Below are 17,571 nucleotides of genomic sequence, written 5' to 3' on the forward strand. Positions count from 1 at the left end.
AGACGCGTTCAGCCCGTCAGGACAATATAGGGAACCAAACCCATGCAGCAAGAGACTATCGGCCAACACGACGACAGCGCCACGTACGCGCCGCTCACGCCGGTGCCGCCCGAGCGGCGCGCGTTCGGCACGAGCGATGCCTTCGCGCTGTGGTTTTCGCTCGGCATCGGCCTGCTCGTCGCGCAGGCGGGCGCGCTGCTCGTGCCGGGCCTGTCGCTGCCGCACGCGCTGGTGGCGATCGCCATCGGCACCTCGATCGGCGTCGTGCTGCTCGCGCTTGCGGGCGTCGTCGGCACGGATACGGGGCTCGCGGCGATGTCGTCGCTGCGACCGACGCTCGGCGTGCGCGGCGCGTCGGTGCCAGCCGTGCTCAATGCAATCCAGCTCGTCGGCTGGGGCTCGTTCGAAATCATCGTGATGCGCGATTCCGCCGATGCGCTCGCGAAGCAATCCTTCCATTTCTCGATGCCGCTCGTCTGGACGCTCATCTTCGGCGCGCTCGCGACGCTGCTCGCGGTGAGCGGACCGCTCTCCTTCGTGCGGCGCTTTCTGCGCTCCTGGGGCATCTGGCTGCTGCTCGGCGGCGCCGGCTGGCTCACGTGGAATCTGCTCGCAAAGCACGATATTTCCGCGCTGATGTCACGTCCCGGCACGGGCGAGATGGCGTTCGGCGCGGGCATCGATCTCGTGGTGGCGATGCCGCTTTCGTGGCTGCCGCTGATCGCCGACTACACGCGTTTCGGCAAGAGCGCGGGCGGCACGTTTCGCGGCACGCTGCTCGGCTACGGCATTGCGAACCTGTGGTTCTATGCGCTCGGCGCGATCTACGGACTCGCGGCGGGCGGAGGAGACGCGCTCCTGACGACCGCCTTCGCGCAGGCGGGCGGCGGCCTCGCGCTGTTTCTCATCCTGATCGACGAAACCGATAACGCCTTCGCCGACATCCATTCCGCCGCCGTTTCCACCGGCACGTTCTGGGCGCGCGCCAGCGTGCCGATGCTCTCGTGCGCGTTCGGCGCGCTGTGCACGCTGGTCGCGCTCGTCGTCGAGATGGGCAAGTACCAGAACTTCCTGCTGCTCATCGGCTCGGTGTTCGCGCCGCTGTTCGGCGTCGTGCTCGCGGATCACTTCATCGTGCGAAAGCGTCGCATCGACGCCGCCGTGCTCGCCGACGTGCACGGCCGCTACGGCTATTCGGGCGGCTGGCACGTGAGCGCGTTCATCGCGTGGGGCATCGGCATCGCCGCGTATCACGCGATCAATCAATGGCTGCCGAATCTCGGCGCGACGCTGCCCGCGCTCGCACTCGGCGCGGTGTGCTATTTGCTGCTGGTGTCGGGCAAGCGCCGCGCGTACGCGTAGGCGCTATTTCGCCGTCCGGTACTCCACGCCCGGCAGCACGCAGAGCAGTTCGAACGCGAGATTCGCGCCGAGCAGCGCGGTCGTGCCGAACGGGTCGTAAGGCGGCGCGACCTCCACGAGATCCGCGCCGACGATATTCAGCCCGCGCGCGCCGCGCACGATTTCCAGTGCCTGCGGCACCGTCAGCCCGGCGATTTCCGGCGTGCCCGTGCCCGGCGCGAAGGCCGGGTCGATACCGTCGATATCGAACGTGATGTAGACCGGACCGTCGCCCATCTGCGCGCGCACTTCCTCCATGAGCGGCGCGAGCGATTTGTTCCAGCACTCTTCGGTCTGCACGACGCGAAAGCCCTGCTCGCGGCACCAGTCGAAATCGCCGGCTTCGTAACCCGTGCCGCGCAGGCCGATCTGCACGACGCGCGAGCAATCCAGCAAGCCCTCTTCCACCGCGCGGCGAAACGGCGTGCCGTGCGCGATTTTCTCGCCGAACATGGTGTCGTTGACGTCCGCGTGGGCGTCGATGTGAATCAGCCCGACCTTGCCGTGCTTCGCGTGAATCGCGCGCAGGATCGGAAGCGCAATCGTGTGATCGCCGCCGAGCGTGAGCGGCTTGCAGCCGTGCTTCAGAATTTCGCGATACGCGCGCTCGATGCGGTCGATCGAATCGAGCAGGTTGTACGGATTGATCGCGACATCGCCCAGATCCGCGACGCGCAGCGAGTCGAACGGCGCGGCGCGCGTCGCCATGTTGTACGGCCGCAGCAGCACGGATTCGCTGCGCACCTGACGCGGCCCGAAGCGCGCGCCCGTGCGGTTGGACGTGCCGAGATCGAACGGCACGCCGACGAAACACGCATCCAGCCCTTCGGCCGACGGAACGTGCGGCAGACGCATCATCGTCGTGATGCCGCCGCAGCGCGGCATCTGGTTGCCCGACAGCGGCTGCGGGCGCTCGGCGCGCTGTTCGAGAAAGTGCGAATCGAAGTGTTCGGCGGGCGCGAAGAGCGAAGACGGCGAGGTCGTATTCATGGCGTCGAATGAATGTTCGTTGCGATAAGACCATTATCAGCCGCTTTTCGGCGAAGTTAAAATGGCGACGAAAATACCTTAACATCGATATTTATCGATGTTTCGCCGCCGCACATGTTCACTCACCTCTCCGATCTCGATCTGCGCCTGATCCGCGTCTTTCTCGCCATCGTCGATGCGGGCGGCGTGTCGTCCGCGCAGGCCACGCTCAACGTCGGGCAATCGACCATCAGCACGCAGCTCGCCACGCTCGAAACGCGGCTCGGCTACCGGCTCTGCGAACGCGGGCGCGGCGGCTTCGCGCTCACTTCGCGCGGCGAGCAGTTCGTCGATGCGTGCAGGACGCTGCTCGCGGCTGTCGACACGTTCGATTCCACCGCGCGCAACGTCGGCCGGAAGCTCGTCGGCACGCTCACGCTCGGCATGATCGGCAACACGCCTGTCAGCGCGAATGCACGCGTGAGCGAGGCGATCGCGCGTTTCCGGCAGCGCGACGAATCGGTGCGCATCGCGGTGCTGGTGCGCTCGCCCGGCGAGCTCGAAGAGATGCTGCTGTCGGAGCGGATTCAGATGGCGATCGGCTATTTCTGGCATCGCGTGCCGTCGCTGGAATACACGGAAATCTTCGCGGAGGATCAACTCGCGTATTGCGGACGCGAGCATCCGCTGTTCGCGCGCGCGGGGCGTGTGAGCGCGGCGCAGGCGTTCGAGCACGACTGGGCGTGGCGCAGCTATCCGCTGCCCGAAGCCGGCGAGCTGGTACCGCGCCATATCGGAGCGGTCGCGGACAACATGGAGGCCGTCGCGATGCTCGTGCTCTCGGGCCGCCATCTCGGCTATCTGCCCGAGCATTTCGCCGCGCCGTATGTGAAGGAAGGGCTGCTCGCACCGCTGAATCCGAAAACGATGCGCTATCGCGTCGCGTTTCAGATGGTCACGCGGGCGACACGCGCGAGCGGCGTGCGCGGCGCGAAGCGCGAGATCGTGGAAGCGTTCATCGAGGACATGCAGGCCGCGCATTCATGATTTTTAGCAGCAATTTCAACGATAAAACTGCCTTTTTGCACCGACAGTTTTTGACAATTTAGTTATCGAAAGTACATTGTCAGAACAATCAGATTTCTCCGAATATCAGCTCGCGCGCATCTCAAAAATAAGCCGAAGCACGACACGCGATATGTCCAACAGGGGGAACGATGATGAAACGAAACGGTGCACAGGTGACACTGCTGATCGCTCTGACAGGCGCGTCGGTCCTTTACCCGATGACAGGCGCATCGACGACTCGGGTCCCGGGCGGCGTCATCACATTCAGAGGCGCGTTGGTCGCGCCGCCGTTCGATGTGTCGATCGGAACTACGCCGACGCTGGGCATATCGACCGCCGAACAGACGCGCAGCGGCGAGTCGTCCGGCAACACCCTGTACGTCACGTACGGCGCCGATCCACGCAATCCGCCCAACGCGGACGTTTCCCTATCGGTTGCGGGCCCCGCGACGAGCGGCGGCCAGGCGCTTGCCGCGAGCTTTCGGGACGGCAAGGGACGCAAGATGACACCCGGTATCGGCGGGGAATATCACCTCGGCGCACTCGGCGGAACGCTGGCGATACGCACGAAGGACGATGCGTCTTCCTCCGCCACGCGCGTGACGATCGTGACGAACTATCGCTAGCGAAACGTGCGGCTCGCGCGAGCCGCACTACGAAGCGTTACCCGTTGATCACATCCGCGCCCTTCGGTACGGTGAACTTGAAGGTGTCGCTCTTGATCGGCGGGTTCTTTTGAATGTTCGAGAACGTCAGAAGCGTGACGTTGCCGAACACGTCGTGCAGTTCCATCGCCTGCAGGTTGCCGTCCTTGAAGCCGATGCCGACCGTCTCGAACTGCGTGTCCTTCGACTTCGGCGTAAGTTCGAGCCAGTCGATGCCGCCCTTCTCGCCCGCATCGCGCAGGTTGAAGTTCTTGTCCAGATCGTTGCTGCCGAAAAGAATCGCCGCCGGGCTCGCACCGAGCGCGCCGCCGAGCGTGCGCACCGTGACCTGATTCAGATCCTTGTCGTAGACGTACAGCTTGTCGCCGTCGGCCTGAAGGACTTGCGAATACGGCTTCTGATACGACCAGATGAACTTGCCCGGCCGCGCGAACATGAAGGTGCCGCTCGACGTCGCGCCCTTGGTCGGCACCGCGTTCGAGGTCGCGCCGTTGTTCGTCTTGCCCGGCGCCTTGATTTCCTGCTGCGTGAAGTCGCCGCGCGCCGCGCGCACCTGCGACACGAACGCCTTCAACTGCTCCGTGCCGCTCGCGAACGCGTGCGACGCGAACAGCATCGACGCCGAAAAGATCGCCGCGCCGAGCGCCTTCGTGAAGGGATTCCCCGTAAATTGCTTCATCGTTATGTTCTCCGTTGGGACGCGCGCGTCATTCCGCCTCGACGCTTGCGTCATTCCGCATCGCGCGCCGGCGAAAGGATTTCGCGGTTGCCGTTCGACGACATCGCCGACACGAGCCCCGAGTTTTCCATCTGTTCGAGCAGACGCGCCGCGCGGTTGTAGCCGATGCGCAAGTGCCGCTGCACGAGCGAGATCGACGCGCGCTTGTTCTTGATCACGACCTCGACGGCCTGATCGTACAAAGGATCCGACTCGCCGTCGGCGCCGCCGGTTCCGCCCGCGCCCGCCGAGCCTTCGTCGCCGTCGCCCGCGAGACCGCCTTCGAGAATGCCCTCGATATAGTTCGGCTCGCCGTGCTCCCTGAGCTTCTCGACGACGCGATGCACTTCCTCGTCCGACACGAACGCGCCGTGCACACGCACCGGCAGACCCGAGCCCGGCGGCAGATAGAGCATGTCGCCCATGCCGAGCAGCGATTCCGCGCCCTGCTGATCGAGAATCGTGCGCGAATCGATCTTCGACGACACCTGGAACGCCATGCGCGTCGGCACGTTCGCCTTGATGAGGCCCGTGATGACATCGACCGAAGGCCGCTGCGTCGCGAGAATGAGGTGGATGCCCGCCGCGCGCGCCTTCTGCGCAATCCGCGCGATCAGCTCTTCCACCTTCTTGCCGACCACCATCATCAGGTCGGCGAGTTCGTCGATCACCACGACGATATTCGGCAGGCGCGTGAGCGGCTCGGGTTCGTCGGGCGTGAGGCTGAAGGGGTTCGGAATTTTTTCGTCGCGCTTCTTCGCTTCGTCGATCTTCGTGTTGAAGCTCGCGAGATTGCGCACGCCCATCTTGCTCATCAACTTGTAGCGGCGCTCCATTTCGGCGACCGCCCAGTTGAGCGCGTGGCCCGCCTGCCGCATGTCGGTGACCACAGGGCACAGCAAGTGCGGAATGCCTTCGTAGACGCTCATTTCGAGCATCTTCGGATCGATGAGGATGAGGCGCACCTGATCCGCGCTCGCCTTGTAGAGCAGCGAGAGGATCATCGCGTTGATGCCGACCGATTTGCCCGAGCCCGTGGTCCCCGCAACCAGCAAGTGCGGCATCTTCGCGAGATCGGCGCAGACCGGATTGCCGCCGATATCCTTGCCGAGACCCATCGTCAGCGGCGAGGCGCCGTTCGCATAGACCTCGGAGCCGAGAATCTCGGAGAGCTTGACCGTCTGGCGGCGCTGATTCGGCAATTCGAGCGCCATGAAGTTCTTGCCCGGAATCGTCTCGACGACGCGAATCGACACGAGCGACAGCGAGCGCGCCAGATCCTTCGCGAGACCGACGATCTGGCTGCCCTTCACGCCCGTCGCCGGCTCGATTTCATAGCGCGTGACGACCGGCCCCGGATACGCCGCGACCACGCTCACGTCCACGCCGAAATCCTTCAGCTTCTTCTCGATGAGGCGCGACGTGTATTCGAGCGTGTCGGCAGCGATGGTTTCCTGCGTCTTCGGCGGCGGATCGAGGAGCGCCAGCGGCGGAAGCGTGGAATCGCCCGGCAAGTCCTTGAAGAGCGGCACCTGCTTTTCCTTCTCGGCGCGTTCGGAGCGCGCGGGCGCGGGCGCGGCGGGCACGATCATCACCGGCTCGTGATCCTCGCTTTTCTCGCGCGAACGCACGACCTTGCCCTCACGTTTCGACGCGGCTTCCTCGCCGAGCTTGCGGTCCCGGCCGGCTTCGCGGCGCAATTGCGCGCCGGTGATCGCGTTGAGGATGCCGTCGCCGACCTTCTCGCAGACCGACAGCCACGAGAAGCGGAAATACAGCGACAGGCCGATCGCGAGCGCGATCAGCAAAAAGAGCGTTGCGCCGGTGAAGCCGAGCGCATGCGAGACGTGCCGCGCGACGACGTCGCCGACCACACCGCCCGGCGCGCGCGGCAACTGCACCTTGAGCGACCACATGCGCAGCGCCTCGATGCCGTCGGAAGCGAGCAGCACGAGCACGAACGCGAAGGCTTCGGCGAGCCAGGTGCGGTCTTTGGGCGCGTCTTCATCGACGGCGGGCGGCAGCGTGATTTTTCGATAATTCGCGACGATGCGCCGCGCGAGCAGCACGATCAGCCAGTACGAAGACAGCCCGAAGACGAGCAGCAGGATATCCGACGTATAAGCGCCGACGCGCCCCGCCCAGTTGGCGATGTGATCGACGCTCACGGCGTGGGTCCAGCTCGGATCCTTGCGGCTGTACGAGAGGAGCGCCATGACGAGGAACAGTCCGAGGGCGACCTGGAGAATCCATCGAATCTCGGTGAAGAGCCGCGACATGCGGTGCGGCAATGCCTGCGGGCTCGCGGAATAAGTAGCTTTGGCCATTGATTCGGTGTCGCTTTCTTGCGGCCTCTCGCCTGTTGCGCGGGGCCGCATGGAACGGTGGCCTATTGTAAACGCTGCATTGCGGTGAAAGGCGCAAAAACGGGCGGCTTCTTGCAACCTATAACACTCGTCACGGCTGCGTCATCTGCGCGAATCCGCGCTGATCCACGCATTTCGCCTATCAATCCGATTGAAAGGTTCACTCGGAAGGCTTTTCCGGCGGCCTTTATAATGCCCCTTTTGCACCTAAATACGGTTCAGCGGAAGCTTCGACGCGCCTTTTGCCGTCCCGCTGGCGTCGCTATTGCTGCATCGCAGACGCCAGACAGGCTTCCAGACTGACCATCGATAACGGACCATCATCATGTCTTCGCCCAAACACGCCAAAGTGCTGATTCTCGGTTCCGGCCCCGCCGGCTACTCCGCCGCTGTCTACGCCGCGCGCGCGAACCTGTCGCCGCTGCTCATCACGGGCCTCGCGCAAGGCGGCCAGCTGATGACCACGACCGACGTCGAGAACTGGCCGGGCGATCCCTCGGGCGTCCAGGGTCCCGAACTGATGCAGCGTCTCGAAGAGCACGCGCGCGCGTTCAACACCGACATCGTCTTCGATCACATTCATACCGCGAAGCTCAACGAGCGTCCGATGCGCCTCATCGGCGACTCGGGCGAGTACACCTGCGATTCGCTCATCATCGCCACGGGCGCGTCGGCGCAGTATCTCGGCATGCCGTCGGAAGAAGCGTTCATGGGCAAGGGCGTGTCCGCCTGCGCGACCTGCGACGGCTTCTTCTATCGCAACGGCGAAGTCGCGGTGATCGGCGGCGGCAACACGGCCGTCGAGGAAGCGATCTATCTCGCGGGCATCGCGAAGAAGGTCACGGTCGTGCATCGCCGCGACAAGTTCCGCGCCGAGCCGATCCTGATCGACCGGCTGCTCGCGAAGGAGAAGGAAGGCGTCGTCGACATCAAATGGAATCACGTGCTCGACGAAGTCCTCGGCGACGATTCCGGCGTCACGGGCCTGCGCATCAAGGACACGCAAAGCGGCCAGACCACCGATCTCGCGCTGCAGGGCGTGTTCGTCGCGATCGGCCACAAGCCGAACACCGATCTCTTCGCCGGCCAGCTCGAAATGAAGGGCGGCTACATCATCACGAAGGGCGGCACGAGCGGCGACGCCACCGCGACGAGCCTCGCGGGCGTCTTCGCGGCGGGCGACGTGCAGGATCACGTCTATCGCCAGGCGATCACGAGCGCGGGCACGGGCTGCATGGCCGCGCTCGACGCGCAGCGCTATCTCGAAACCATCAACGAGACGCCGACGCCGCATTCGATGAGCCACGAAGCGGATCGCTGATCGACCCTGCGACGCGAACAACGCGCGGCGAGCCGGTAAAATGAATGCCGGCCGTCTCGCGTGACGCACGCTGGTCAGCAACGGGCCACGGTTCGCGCCGCCGGCCCGTTTTTGTTTCGGCGCGCGTGCGCCGCGGTCCGAGCCCGATTTTCGACGAATTCCGCTGGCCGAACGATGCCGAAGAACCTCCCCCATCCGAACGAACCGAAAGCCCGGCAGAAGCCCGCGCCGCGGCCCGTCGAGCCTGCGCCGAGCAAGCCGGCGGATGTCGCCGCGGCCGTCCGGCGCGAGGGGCTTGCGGGCCTGTCGTCGCTGAAGCGCGCGCTGAAAGACAACGCCGAGAAGCGTGAAGTGCAGCGCGTCGCGGCGGTGCGCGCTGAACGCGAAGCCGTCGCGGATGCCGACGAGTTCCGTCGCGCGATCGGCGAGGTCGAGCGGCTCAAGACGCCGCCGCGCACGACCATCACACGCGTGCCGCCGCCGCCCGAGCCGCTGCAAAGCCGCCGTGACGAGGAAGCCGTGTTGCAGGAAGCGCTCTCCGACGAATACGACCCGGAAAGCCTGCTCGATATCGATGAAACGCTGTCCTACTACCGTCCCGGCATCAGTCAGGAAGTCGTGAAGAAGCTGCGGCGCGGCGCGTGGATCGTGCAGGCGCAACTCGATCTGCACGGCATGCGCCGCGAGGAAGCGCGCGAGGCGCTCGCCGAATTCATCCGCGAAGCCGTGAAGCGCGGACTGCGATGCCTGCGCGTGATTCACGGCAAAGGGCTCGGCTCCATCGGCAAGGCACCGGTGCTCAAGGGCAAGGTGCGCGCGTGGCTCGTGCAGAAGTCGGAAGTGATCGCGTTCTGTCAGGCGCGGCCGCACGACGGCGGCGCGGGCGCGGTGCTCGTGCTGCTGCAGCCGGGCGGCGCGCCGCGGCATCACAACCATCCGCAGGACAAAACGCACGCGCAGCGCCTCGGCAAGAACCCGCATCCGGGGCCGGACAGTGCATCCTAGACTCAGCCTCGCCATCGCGGTCATGGAGGCGCTCGCGATTTTCGCGTACGCCTTCTCCGGGCTCATCGAGGCGCGCAAGCGCCGGCTCGACGCGGTCGGTGCGTTTCTCGTCGCGCTCGTCACCGCGTTCGGCGGCGGCACGGTGCGCGACGTGCTGCTCTCGCGCCGCCCGTTCTACTGGGTCGAGCATCAGGATTACGTGCTCTTCATTTTCGCGATGGCGATTTTCGCGCCGTTCTTCCTGCGCGTGACCTCGCGTCTGTTCGATCAACGCGCGCTCCTCGTCACCGATGCGGTCGGGCTCGGTCTCTTCAGCGTGTCGGGCACGTCGATCGCGCTCGACGCGCAAATGCCCGCCTTCACCGCGACGATGATGGGCGTCATCACCGGCGTGTTCGGCGGCGTTCTGCGCGACGTGCTCTGCAACGAAGTGCCGCTGATCCTGCGCGACTCGCGCCCCTACGCGGTCTGCGCGTTCGCCGGCTGCTGGATCTATCTCGGGCTCGAACGGCTCGACGTCGACACGATCTACAACGTGCTCGCGTCGACGGCGTTCATCCTGCTCGCGCGTCTCGTCACCTACAAATTCGATATCCGTCTGCCGCATTAACGGCCCGCCACAGACGGGCGCTTGCGCGAAACGTGCGGGAAAACCCGTCCTTTTGCTACAATCGCGGAGTTTTCAAGCCCCGCATCCGGCCGCGATGCAACCGCTCCGGTCGTCATCACGCACACAGAACATGAACATCGAGCAAGCGCGTTTCAACATGATCGAGCAACAGATTCGTCCGTGGGAAGTGCTGGACCAGGACGTGCTGAACCTGCTCGCGATCGTCAAGCGCGAGAACTTCGTTCCCGCCGCGTACCGCAACATCGCTTTCGCCGACCTCGAAATTCCGCTGCCCGGCGGCGAGCGCATGCTCGCGCCCAAGATCGAAGCGCGCATCCTGCAGGAGCTCGCGATTCACAAGGGCGAAACGGTGCTGGAAATCGGCACGGGTTCCGGCTACATGGCGGCGCTGCTCGCGCATCGCGGCCGCAGCGTGACGACGGTCGAAATCGCCCCCGAACTCGCCGATTTCGCGAAGCAGAACCTCGCGGCCAACGGCGTGACGAACGTGGAAGTGATCACCGGCGACGGCGCGCTCGGCTGGAATCAGGGCGCGCCTTACGACGTGATCTGCGTATCGGGCGGGCTGCCCGTCATTCCGCAGGAATTTCTGGAGCAGCTGAAAATCGGCGGGCGCATCGCGGCGTTCGTCGGGGCCGCGCCGGTCATGAAGGCGCAAATCATCACGCGCGTGGACGAAAAGCAGTTCCGCGTGTCCGATGTCTTCGAAACGCTCGTCGCGCCGCTGAAGAACGCGGTGCATCCGTCGCTCTTCAAGTTCTAAGCCGAAAGCGCGGCGCCGGCCCGGCCGGCACCGCGCGTCCTGCCGGAATCTCCATGCAAAACCTGACTGCACCCGAACTCGCCGCGTGGCTCGCGGATGCCTCGCGCCCCGCCCCTGTTCTGCTCGACGTGCGCGAGCCCTGGGAAATCCAGACGGCGCAGATGGCGAACATCGTGTCGATCCCGATGCGCGACATCCCCGCGCGCAGCGAGGAGTTGGACGACGAAGCACAGATCGTCTGCATCTGTCATCACGGCGCGCGCAGCGCCCAGGTCGCGATGTTCCTGGAATCGCGCGGCTTTACGAAGACGTTCAACCTGTACGGCGGCATCGACGCGTGGTCGCGTCAGGTCGATCCGTCGGTTCCCACGTACTGATCTTTCTCGGGCCGTGCGTCATCCCGCGCTCGACCACAGCGCCGTGCCCTGCGGCGAATAGATCACGAGATGACCGTCTTTCTGAATCAGCGCGTACGAGCCGGGAACGTTCGTGCGCGTCTGCCAGACCACCGCGCCGCTGTTGTCGTACATCACCAGATTGCCGTCTTCCTGCATGCGCAAGCGCACGCCAGGCGCGCCGCTCACCTTCGATGACCAGATCGTCGAGCCGTTGAGCACGGCGACGAGAAAGCCGTCCCCCTGCAGGTTCAGTCGCACATTTCCGCTGCATGCCGGCAGCGATCCGCCCATCGCGATGCCCTCTCCCATCGAGAGGCGGCCGCACGCGCTCGCCGAGCTGATCAGCGGCAGCGAGGCGAACCAGGACAGATCGACCGCATCGGCGATCGCCTGCATGCCTGCGTCGTTCGGATGCAGATTGTCGCCGCTGTTGTAGGCACGCGCGAACGCGGTGGACGTCGCGCTGCCCGCCGGATCGCCCAGCGCCGCCGCCTGGTCCAGCACGGCATCGCACCCGCTGGCATTCTTGTCGCGCAGGAACGCGTTCACCGTCTGGCGCGTTGTCTCGATGTCCGGCGTCCACTCGTCCAGACCTTGAAACGGCGTGAGCGTCGAGCAGATCGCCATCACTTTCGCCTGGTTCGCCTGCGACACGAGCTGCTGATAGGCGTCCATGATCCGCTGCGCACTCTGCGGATTGCCGTTGACGAGGTTGTTCACCGCATCGTCGGAAATGATCACCCACTTCACGTTCGTCTGCCCGATGACGTCGCGGCCGAAGCGCGTCAGGCCGGCCTGGCCGTTGCCGTCCGCGAAGAGCTCGTTTCCGCTGATGCCCTGATTCAGCACGCCCACGTTCATGCCCGCGCGGATGAGCCGTTCCGCGAGCCGGTTCGGCCAGCGGCCGTTCGTGTTGGGCGTGGACGAAAAGCCATCCGTGATCGACGCGCCGAACGTCGCGATCGCGCCCGTCGCGGCGGCGTTCATCACGTCGAGGCCGGTCAGAAAGTAGTACGACTGCTCGCCCGCCGCGTTCGCGACGCCCGCTGCGAACTCCGTGTCCGCGCTGACGTCGCCGGGCGCGATGTAGTTGTCCTGCAAGCCCTGCATGTGGCCCGTCGAGCGCGGCGGTGTCTTCGACGGCACATGGAAGCTGATGGCGAGGTCGTCGAGCGGCAGCACTTCGAACGCGACCGCATCGCTTTGCACCGTGCCGCCCACCGGGATCGTCACATACGGCTGACCCTTGAACGTCACCGGCTTGTCGGTGCCAGGCACCGTGCGCGGGCCGCTCGCACGGCGTGCGATATGCACGTCGCCGAGCGTGACCGGCTGCGTGCCGAAGACGTTGGAAAACGTCATCCGTGCCGCCGTGCCGCCGATGCTCGTATGCACGATGTGACGAATCGTCTGGTTGTTGAAGCCGGGATCGCCCGTGATGTCGGTCGAGGCCGCCCAGGTGCCCGTCCACGGTGCATTGGTGATGACGCCCTGCGCGAAATAGTGCGATGTATCGGGCCACGAGAGAAACACAGCCAGCGCGAGTCCGATGAACCTATGAAGTCGTCGTTTCACGTCGCCTCCTGTGTGATGGGCAGCGTCGCATCGAATGCGCGCGAGCCATCATTCAAATTGTTGGTGTGGAACTAGACCATGCGGCCAGATCGATAGCCGTGCGCTGGCGTACAGACAGCGGAAAACCCCAAGTCAAAAAGAAAGAGCCGCATGACCGTTCGTCATGCGGCTCGTTTTTCGAGCGCCCGATGTTGGTTGTTATCAGACGATATTCATCGCCAGCGCGCTCGCGCGGTAATGCTCCGCCGCCTTCTGCGCGTCGCCGAGCTGCTCGTGCAGACGGGCGAGCGCGCGATGCGTGCGGATCTTCAGCGGTTCGTTGTGCTCGGTATCGGCGAGCTTGAGCGCCGATTCGAGGAACGCCTGCGCCTTGCCCCACAACTGCTGATGCAGGCACAGCCGCCCGAGCGTGAAGAGCAGATCGGCGTCTTCGGAGCGCTCCTTCTGCCAGGCCTCGGCGCGCTGGATCAGCGGGAAGGCATCGCCGCCCACGACGCAGTCCGGGTAGCGCCGCAGCAGCCGCGCGTCCCAGTTATGCGCGAGCGCATCCTCGACGATCTTCCTCGCCTCCGCGCGCCGGTCGAGCGCGATCAGCAGTTCGGCGGCAAGGTCGGCGAGACGCGGCGACTGGCGCTCGGTCGCCGACAGCGACTGCCACAGTTCGAGCAGCGCGTCGGGATTGTGGCGCCGGTCGCGCAGCAGGTTTTCCGCCGCCACCTGACGCAGCCGCACCGCGACGGCCGGATGCAGCGCCTCGCGCTTTTCCAGCATGCGCACGAGCTTCAGCACCTCGCCCCAGTTCTTCAACTGCTGCTGGGCGCGCAGCGCGATCTGCTGCGCATGGATACGCCGGCCGCCCTGCGCCTGCATCTCGGTGAGCGCGACGAGCGCGCCGTCGGCGTCACGGCCATCGGCGCGCATGTCGGCGGTCGCCATCAGGCGCGCGTCCTGCCAGTCCGTGCCGGCAACTTGCGCGAGCCATTCGTCGCGGCGCGCGTACTCGTGCAGACGATGCGCCGCGTTCGCGCCGATGAGCCCGGCCGCGCCCTTGTTGGATTCGGCGGAAAGCGCGTCGCGCGCGGCCTTTTCCGCCTTCGAGAAGCGCCCGGCATACAGATGCCCGATCGCATCGCGCAAGGAGGCATTCGCCTTCGCGAGCTTGCTGCGCGCGCGGTAGGCGGCCACGCGCGCCGGCATTTTCCATACGCCGCGCACCGCGCGGATGATCCCGTAGAGCACGATGAACAGCACGACGAGCGCCACGACGAACAGGTTGAGCGACACGTCCACGCGATACGGCGGCATCACGAGCAGGATTTGCCCGCCGTTGAAGCCGCCGACGGTCGCGATGATCACCGCGAAGGCGAACAGCAGCGCGAGCCAGATGAGTCCTCGAATCGTCATCATCCGCCTCGCTTGAACTGATGGACGGCGGCAAGGCTCGCGTTCAGATTCGGCACGGCGACGGCGAGCGACGCCTGATCGACCTGCTTCACGAGATCGCGCACGGCCTGAACCTTTTTCGACGATGCATCGAAGTAGCGCGCAAGGGCGGCGTCGGCGGCGCGCAGGTCCGACTTGAGCGTCGGCTCGCTGCGCGAAAGCAGCGACAGACGCGCGGACAACAGGCGCAGCTTCACGTTCTCGCGCACGAAATACCCCTGATCGGGCGATGTGAGCATGGCGTCGGCGTTGTCGATGCGCCGCACCGACACGAGGCTCGACAGTTGCTGGCCGATGCCGCCCGTGATCTGACGCCACAGCACCTTCCAGCGCGGCTCGCCGGTCGCCGCCGCGATCGACGCGCTATCGGCCGGCTCGGCGGCCTGCGCACGCGCGCGCTCGATCGGCGCTTCGCCGGACAGCGGCAACTGGCCGATCTGGTCGATGGCCGTATCGAGCTTGATCGCGAGGCCGGTGAGGTCGGTCGTGGGCGCGGATTTCAGCTTGTCGATGTCCGCCGCGATCGCCTTGCGGATCGCCACCACTTGCGGGCCGGTGGTCGAAGCGAGGCGCTCGTCGGCGCTTTGCAGCGCAAAGAGCGCGAGCTGCACGTTGCCGGTCAACTGCAACTGCTGGCTCGCGCTCGACAGAATCTGCTCGACTTCGGCGACCGTCCAGTCGTCGCGATTGCTCGCGAGATCCTGATATTGCTGCTGCAGCGCCTGGCTGTGCGCTTCGGCGTCGGCGAGCTTGCCTTGCAGCTGGATGATCTGCGTGTTGAGCGTGGTGGTCGCGCTCGCGGCCTGATCGGCTTTTGCGCGCAGATCGGCGTTCTGTTCGTCGGCCTGGGCGAGACGTTGCGACAATTGCGTGTCGGCACGATCGAACTTGCGGTTCAGCACGAAGGCGCCCGCGCCCGCCGCCACCGCCAGAATGACGACCACGAGCCACAACAACACGATGCCCACGCCGCCGCGATGCTTCTGCTGCTCGAAAGGCGTGAAAGGCGTGTTCGGCGGCAGGGGCGGTGTCACGTTCGGCTGAGGTGAAGCTTTCTTGGAATCGTTCGAATCAGTCATGCGTGATTGAGCCGTTTCATAGGCCGTTGAGTGAGCCGGCGCGGTGGCCGGATTGGCGTGCGCCGGCGCGGATGGGGAATGAACCGAGCTCGATGCGCTCGCTCGTGCGTGGGCCTCCGCTTCGCGTTGCGTTTCTACGGCCGGGAACAGCGCTTCCAGCGAATGTGCGATGCGTTCGTCGCCCGCGCCGGACACCGTAATCCTATCAAAACCCGCTCCCCGCGCGGCTTCGGCGATGCGCGGATGCGGGCACACGAGCGGCGCGCGTTTCAGGCGCGCGATTTCGTCGGCGGTGAGATGCTCGTGCGCGAGTTCCGCGAGATTGCGCACGCCTTCGGAACTCGTCAGCAGCCATGCGTGCGGCTGCCCGGCGAGCAGTTCGTGGATGCGCTCCCACTTCTGCATGGACGGCTCGGGCAGCACGCGCCGGTACGCGCTCGCCTTCTCGACCTTCGCGCCGGCTTCCGCGAGGCGCTCGGCGAGCCATTCGCGGCCGCCGTCGCCGCGCACGATCAGCACGCGTTTGCCTTCCAGACCGTTCGTGCCGAAATGCGCTTCGATGGCCGTATAGAGCGCTTCGGAATCGAAACGCGGATCGGCGTCTTCCGCCGATGGGCTGATCACGCGATGCGACGGCGCTGTCACGCCCTGCCGCGCGAGCGCCGCGACCGAGCCGGGACCGACGACCGCGACCGGCAGATCCGCGGGCCACGGCGCGCCGAGCCGCCCGAACGCATGATCGATCGCATTCGGCGACACGAACACGACGAGCGCATAACGCCCGGGCGCGTCCGGCGGGAGATACAGTTCGTCGAGCGCGGCGCGCAACGGCGCATCGTCGGCGATGGGAGCAATGTCGATGAGCGGGAATTCCAGCGTCTCGAATCCGGCGCTCGTAAGAAGCGCGAGCAGCGCGGACGACTGCCCGCCCGGACGCGTGACGACGACGGTGGCGCGGCGCTCGCTCGCCATCAGGAGGCGGGCCCCGAGGGCGCGGTGTTCGGGCCGTCCGTGCGGCTCATCGTCGTGAGCGCGTTGACGATGTCGATCGCGCCCTGCGCCTCGAGATCCGCCGAGACGCGTTTGCCCAGCGCGAGCGCGCCGGCCAGATCGGGCGAACGGACGGTCTCTTCGGCACGCAGCACGCGACGGCCATCGGGCATCGACACCGCGCCGCGCAGAAAGAGCGCGCCGTCGCGCCATACGGCGTGGGCCGCGAGCGGCACTTCGCAACTGCCGCCGAGCGCGCGCGAGACCGCGCGTTCCGCTTCGACCGCGAGCGCGGTTTGTTCATCGTGCAAGGGCGCGAGCCATGCGGCCATATCGGCGCGATCCGCGCGAATCTCGATGCCGAGCGCGCCCTGCCCCGCCGCCGGCAGACTGTCGGTGGGATCGAGCAGCGCCCGGATGCGCGCTTCGAGACCGAGCCGCTTAAGGCCGGCCGCCGCGAGGATGATCGCCGCGTACTCGCCGCGATCGAGCTTGGCAAGACGCGTGTCGAGATTGCCGCGCAGCGGACGCACATCGAGATCAGGAAAGCGCGCGCGGATCATCGCTTCGCGGCGCAGGCTCGACGTCCCGACGATGCTGCCCGCGGGCAGCGCCGCCAGCGATTCGAAGTGCGGCGACACGAAGGCGTCGCGCGGATCTTCGCGCTCGAGAATGGCGCCGAGCGCGAAGCCTTCGGGCAGTTCCATCGGCACGTCCTTGAGCGAATGCACGGCGAGATCGGCGCGGCCGTCGGCGAGCGCGGCTTCGAGTTCCTTGACGAAGAGACCCTTTCCGCCCACCTTCGACAAGGTGCGATCCAGAATCTGATCGCCGCGCGTCGTCATTCCGAGGATTTTCACGTCGCAAGATGGATATAATTTGTGCAGCGCACACCGCACATGCTCGGCCTGCCACATCGCAAGCCGGCTTTCCCGCGAAGCGATCGTAATGCTTGCGGGCGGTGTCGTGGAATGCGTCTCGGAATTCATTGATGCTCGATCGAATGACGGGATGGATGAATAGACATTAGCGAACAATGGTAGCACGCACGCCACGGTCCACCGACACACGGGCAGCGCGCGAGAGCCTTGTCCGGTGCGCCTTTCGGGGCGTCCACGGTGTGTTTTCACCGGCGCGAACGGCAGCGGTTGCCGCCTCGCGCGCGATGAACGCGCCGTG

Annotated in this window: 15 protein-coding genes; 8 read left to right on the forward strand and 7 right to left on the reverse strand. The window is 65.7% G+C overall.

Going from position 1 to position 17,571, the window contains the following annotated elements:
* The first annotated feature begins 42 nt into the window (after positions 1–42).
* Complete coding sequence (gene cytX / locus LY284_RS09235; protein WP_014190716.1) at positions 43–1,362, forward strand: putative hydroxymethylpyrimidine transporter CytX; 1,320 nt, start codon at positions 43–45, stop codon at positions 1,360–1,362.
* A 3-nt stretch (positions 1,363–1,365) separates the two neighbouring features.
* On the opposite strand, the gene speB is transcribed toward cytX, so the two are convergent.
* On the reverse strand, positions 1,366–2,391 hold the full coding sequence (gene speB, locus LY284_RS09240) for an agmatinase (protein ID WP_014190715.1): 1,026 nt from the start codon (positions 2,389–2,391) through the stop codon (positions 1,366–1,368).
* 114 nt (positions 2,392–2,505) lie between these two features.
* Between speB and LY284_RS09245 the strand changes: the two genes are divergently transcribed.
* Together LY284_RS09245 and LY284_RS09250 are read left to right on the forward strand one after the other, a co-directional pair.
* Positions 2,506–3,417, forward strand: coding sequence for a LysR family transcriptional regulator (locus tag LY284_RS09245; protein ID WP_014190714.1), 912 nt, complete (start codon positions 2,506–2,508; stop codon positions 3,415–3,417).
* 170 nt (positions 3,418–3,587) lie between these two features.
* A complete protein-coding gene (locus LY284_RS09250) occupies positions 3,588–4,064 on the forward strand; it encodes a hypothetical protein (protein ID WP_014190713.1) in 477 nt (158 codons plus the stop codon).
* Between the two features lie 37 nt (positions 4,065–4,101).
* On the opposite strand, the gene lolA is transcribed toward LY284_RS09250, so the two are convergent.
* A complete protein-coding gene (gene lolA, locus LY284_RS09255) occupies positions 4,102–4,782 on the reverse strand; it encodes an outer membrane lipoprotein chaperone LolA (RefSeq protein ID WP_041730955.1) in 681 nt (226 codons plus the stop codon).
* Positions 4,783–4,832: 50 nt separating this feature from the next.
* A complete protein-coding gene (locus tag LY284_RS09260; protein ID WP_014190711.1) occupies positions 4,833–7,148 on the reverse strand; it encodes a DNA translocase FtsK in 2,316 nt (771 codons plus the stop codon).
* A 364-nt stretch (positions 7,149–7,512) separates the two neighbouring features.
* On the opposite strand from LY284_RS09260, the gene trxB reads away from it, so the two are divergent.
* The 5 genes from trxB (at position 7,513) to LY284_RS09290 (ending at position 11,284) form a co-directional block, all read left to right on the forward strand.
* The gene (gene trxB, locus LY284_RS09270) at positions 7,513–8,508 is read left to right on the forward strand and encodes a thioredoxin-disulfide reductase (RefSeq protein WP_014190710.1); all 996 of its coding nucleotides are present in this window, start codon (positions 7,513–7,515) and stop codon (positions 8,506–8,508) included.
* Between the two features lie 174 nt (positions 8,509–8,682).
* Positions 8,683–9,513, forward strand: coding sequence for a Smr/MutS family protein (locus tag LY284_RS09275; RefSeq protein WP_041730191.1), 831 nt, complete (start codon positions 8,683–8,685; stop codon positions 9,511–9,513).
* The gene (locus LY284_RS09280; RefSeq protein WP_014190708.1) at positions 9,503–10,123 is read left to right on the forward strand and encodes a trimeric intracellular cation channel family protein; all 621 of its coding nucleotides are present in this window, start codon (positions 9,503–9,505) and stop codon (positions 10,121–10,123) included. The genes LY284_RS09275 and LY284_RS09280 overlap by 11 nt, the downstream gene beginning before the upstream one ends.
* A gap of 130 nt (positions 10,124–10,253) precedes the next feature.
* Positions 10,254–10,907: a protein-L-isoaspartate O-methyltransferase gene (locus LY284_RS09285; protein ID WP_014190707.1), complete on the forward strand. Its 654-nt coding sequence runs from the start codon at positions 10,254–10,256 to the stop codon at positions 10,905–10,907.
* 53 nt (positions 10,908–10,960) lie between these two features.
* Positions 10,961–11,284 (forward strand): rhodanese-like domain-containing protein, encoded by a 324-nt coding sequence (locus tag LY284_RS09290; protein ID WP_014190706.1) that lies wholly within the window; start codon positions 10,961–10,963, stop codon positions 11,282–11,284.
* Positions 11,285–11,302: 18 nt separating this feature from the next.
* Here LY284_RS09290 and LY284_RS09295 read toward each other — a convergent pair whose 3' ends face one another.
* The 4 genes from LY284_RS09295 to hemC all read right to left on the reverse strand — a co-directional run bounded on the left by LY284_RS09295 (position 11,303) and on the right by hemC (position 17,381).
* Positions 11,303–12,880: a GDSL-type esterase/lipase family protein gene (locus LY284_RS09295; RefSeq protein ID WP_045450401.1), complete on the reverse strand. Its 1,578-nt coding sequence runs from the start codon at positions 12,878–12,880 to the stop codon at positions 11,303–11,305.
* Positions 12,881–13,081: 201 nt separating this feature from the next.
* Complete coding sequence (locus LY284_RS09300) at positions 13,082–14,284, reverse strand: heme biosynthesis protein HemY (RefSeq protein WP_014190704.1); 1,203 nt, start codon at positions 14,282–14,284, stop codon at positions 13,082–13,084.
* Positions 14,284–16,374 (reverse strand): fused uroporphyrinogen-III synthase HemD/membrane protein HemX, encoded by a 2,091-nt coding sequence (hemDX, locus tag LY284_RS09305; protein WP_045450400.1) that lies wholly within the window; start codon positions 16,372–16,374, stop codon positions 14,284–14,286. The genes LY284_RS09300 and hemDX overlap by 1 nt, the downstream gene beginning before the upstream one ends.
* The gene (hemC, locus tag LY284_RS09310; protein WP_041730189.1) at positions 16,374–17,381 is read right to left on the reverse strand and encodes a hydroxymethylbilane synthase; all 1,008 of its coding nucleotides are present in this window, start codon (positions 17,379–17,381) and stop codon (positions 16,374–16,376) included. The genes hemDX and hemC overlap by 1 nt, the downstream gene beginning before the upstream one ends.
* Positions 17,382–17,571: the final 190 nt, after the last annotated feature.

This window comes from Caballeronia sp. PC1 (assembly GCF_021353155.1).
Lineage (GTDB): Bacteria > Pseudomonadota > Gammaproteobacteria > Burkholderiales > Burkholderiaceae > Caballeronia > Caballeronia cordobensis.

Excerpts from the sequence above, each read along its gene's own strand:
- cytX (WP_014190716.1), top strand. The coding sequence starts at position 43 with ATGCAGCAAGAGACTATCGGCCAACACGACGACAGCGCCACGTACGCG.
- speB (WP_014190715.1), bottom strand. The coding sequence starts at position 2,391 with ATGAATACGACCTCGCCGTCTTCGCTCTTCGCGCCCGCCGAACACTTC.
- LY284_RS09245 (WP_014190714.1), top strand. The coding sequence starts at position 2,506 with ATGTTCACTCACCTCTCCGATCTCGATCTGCGCCTGATCCGCGTCTTT.
- LY284_RS09250 (WP_014190713.1), top strand. The coding sequence starts at position 3,588 with ATGATGAAACGAAACGGTGCACAGGTGACACTGCTGATCGCTCTGACA.
- lolA (WP_041730955.1), bottom strand. The coding sequence starts at position 4,782 with ATGAAGCAATTTACGGGGAATCCCTTCACGAAGGCGCTCGGCGCGGCG.
- LY284_RS09260 (WP_014190711.1), bottom strand. The coding sequence starts at position 7,148 with ATGGCCAAAGCTACTTATTCCGCGAGCCCGCAGGCATTGCCGCACCGC.
- trxB (WP_014190710.1), top strand. The coding sequence starts at position 7,513 with ATGTCTTCGCCCAAACACGCCAAAGTGCTGATTCTCGGTTCCGGCCCC.
- LY284_RS09275 (WP_041730191.1), top strand. The coding sequence starts at position 8,683 with ATGCCGAAGAACCTCCCCCATCCGAACGAACCGAAAGCCCGGCAGAAG.
- LY284_RS09285 (WP_014190707.1), top strand. The coding sequence starts at position 10,254 with ATGAACATCGAGCAAGCGCGTTTCAACATGATCGAGCAACAGATTCGT.
- LY284_RS09290 (WP_014190706.1), top strand. The coding sequence starts at position 10,961 with ATGCAAAACCTGACTGCACCCGAACTCGCCGCGTGGCTCGCGGATGCC.
- LY284_RS09300 (WP_014190704.1), bottom strand. The coding sequence starts at position 14,284 with ATGACGATTCGAGGACTCATCTGGCTCGCGCTGCTGTTCGCCTTCGCG.
- hemDX (WP_045450400.1), bottom strand. The coding sequence starts at position 16,374 with ATGGCGAGCGAGCGCCGCGCCACCGTCGTCGTCACGCGTCCGGGCGGG.
- hemC (WP_041730189.1), bottom strand. The coding sequence starts at position 17,381 with ATGAATTCCGAGACGCATTCCACGACACCGCCCGCAAGCATTACGATC.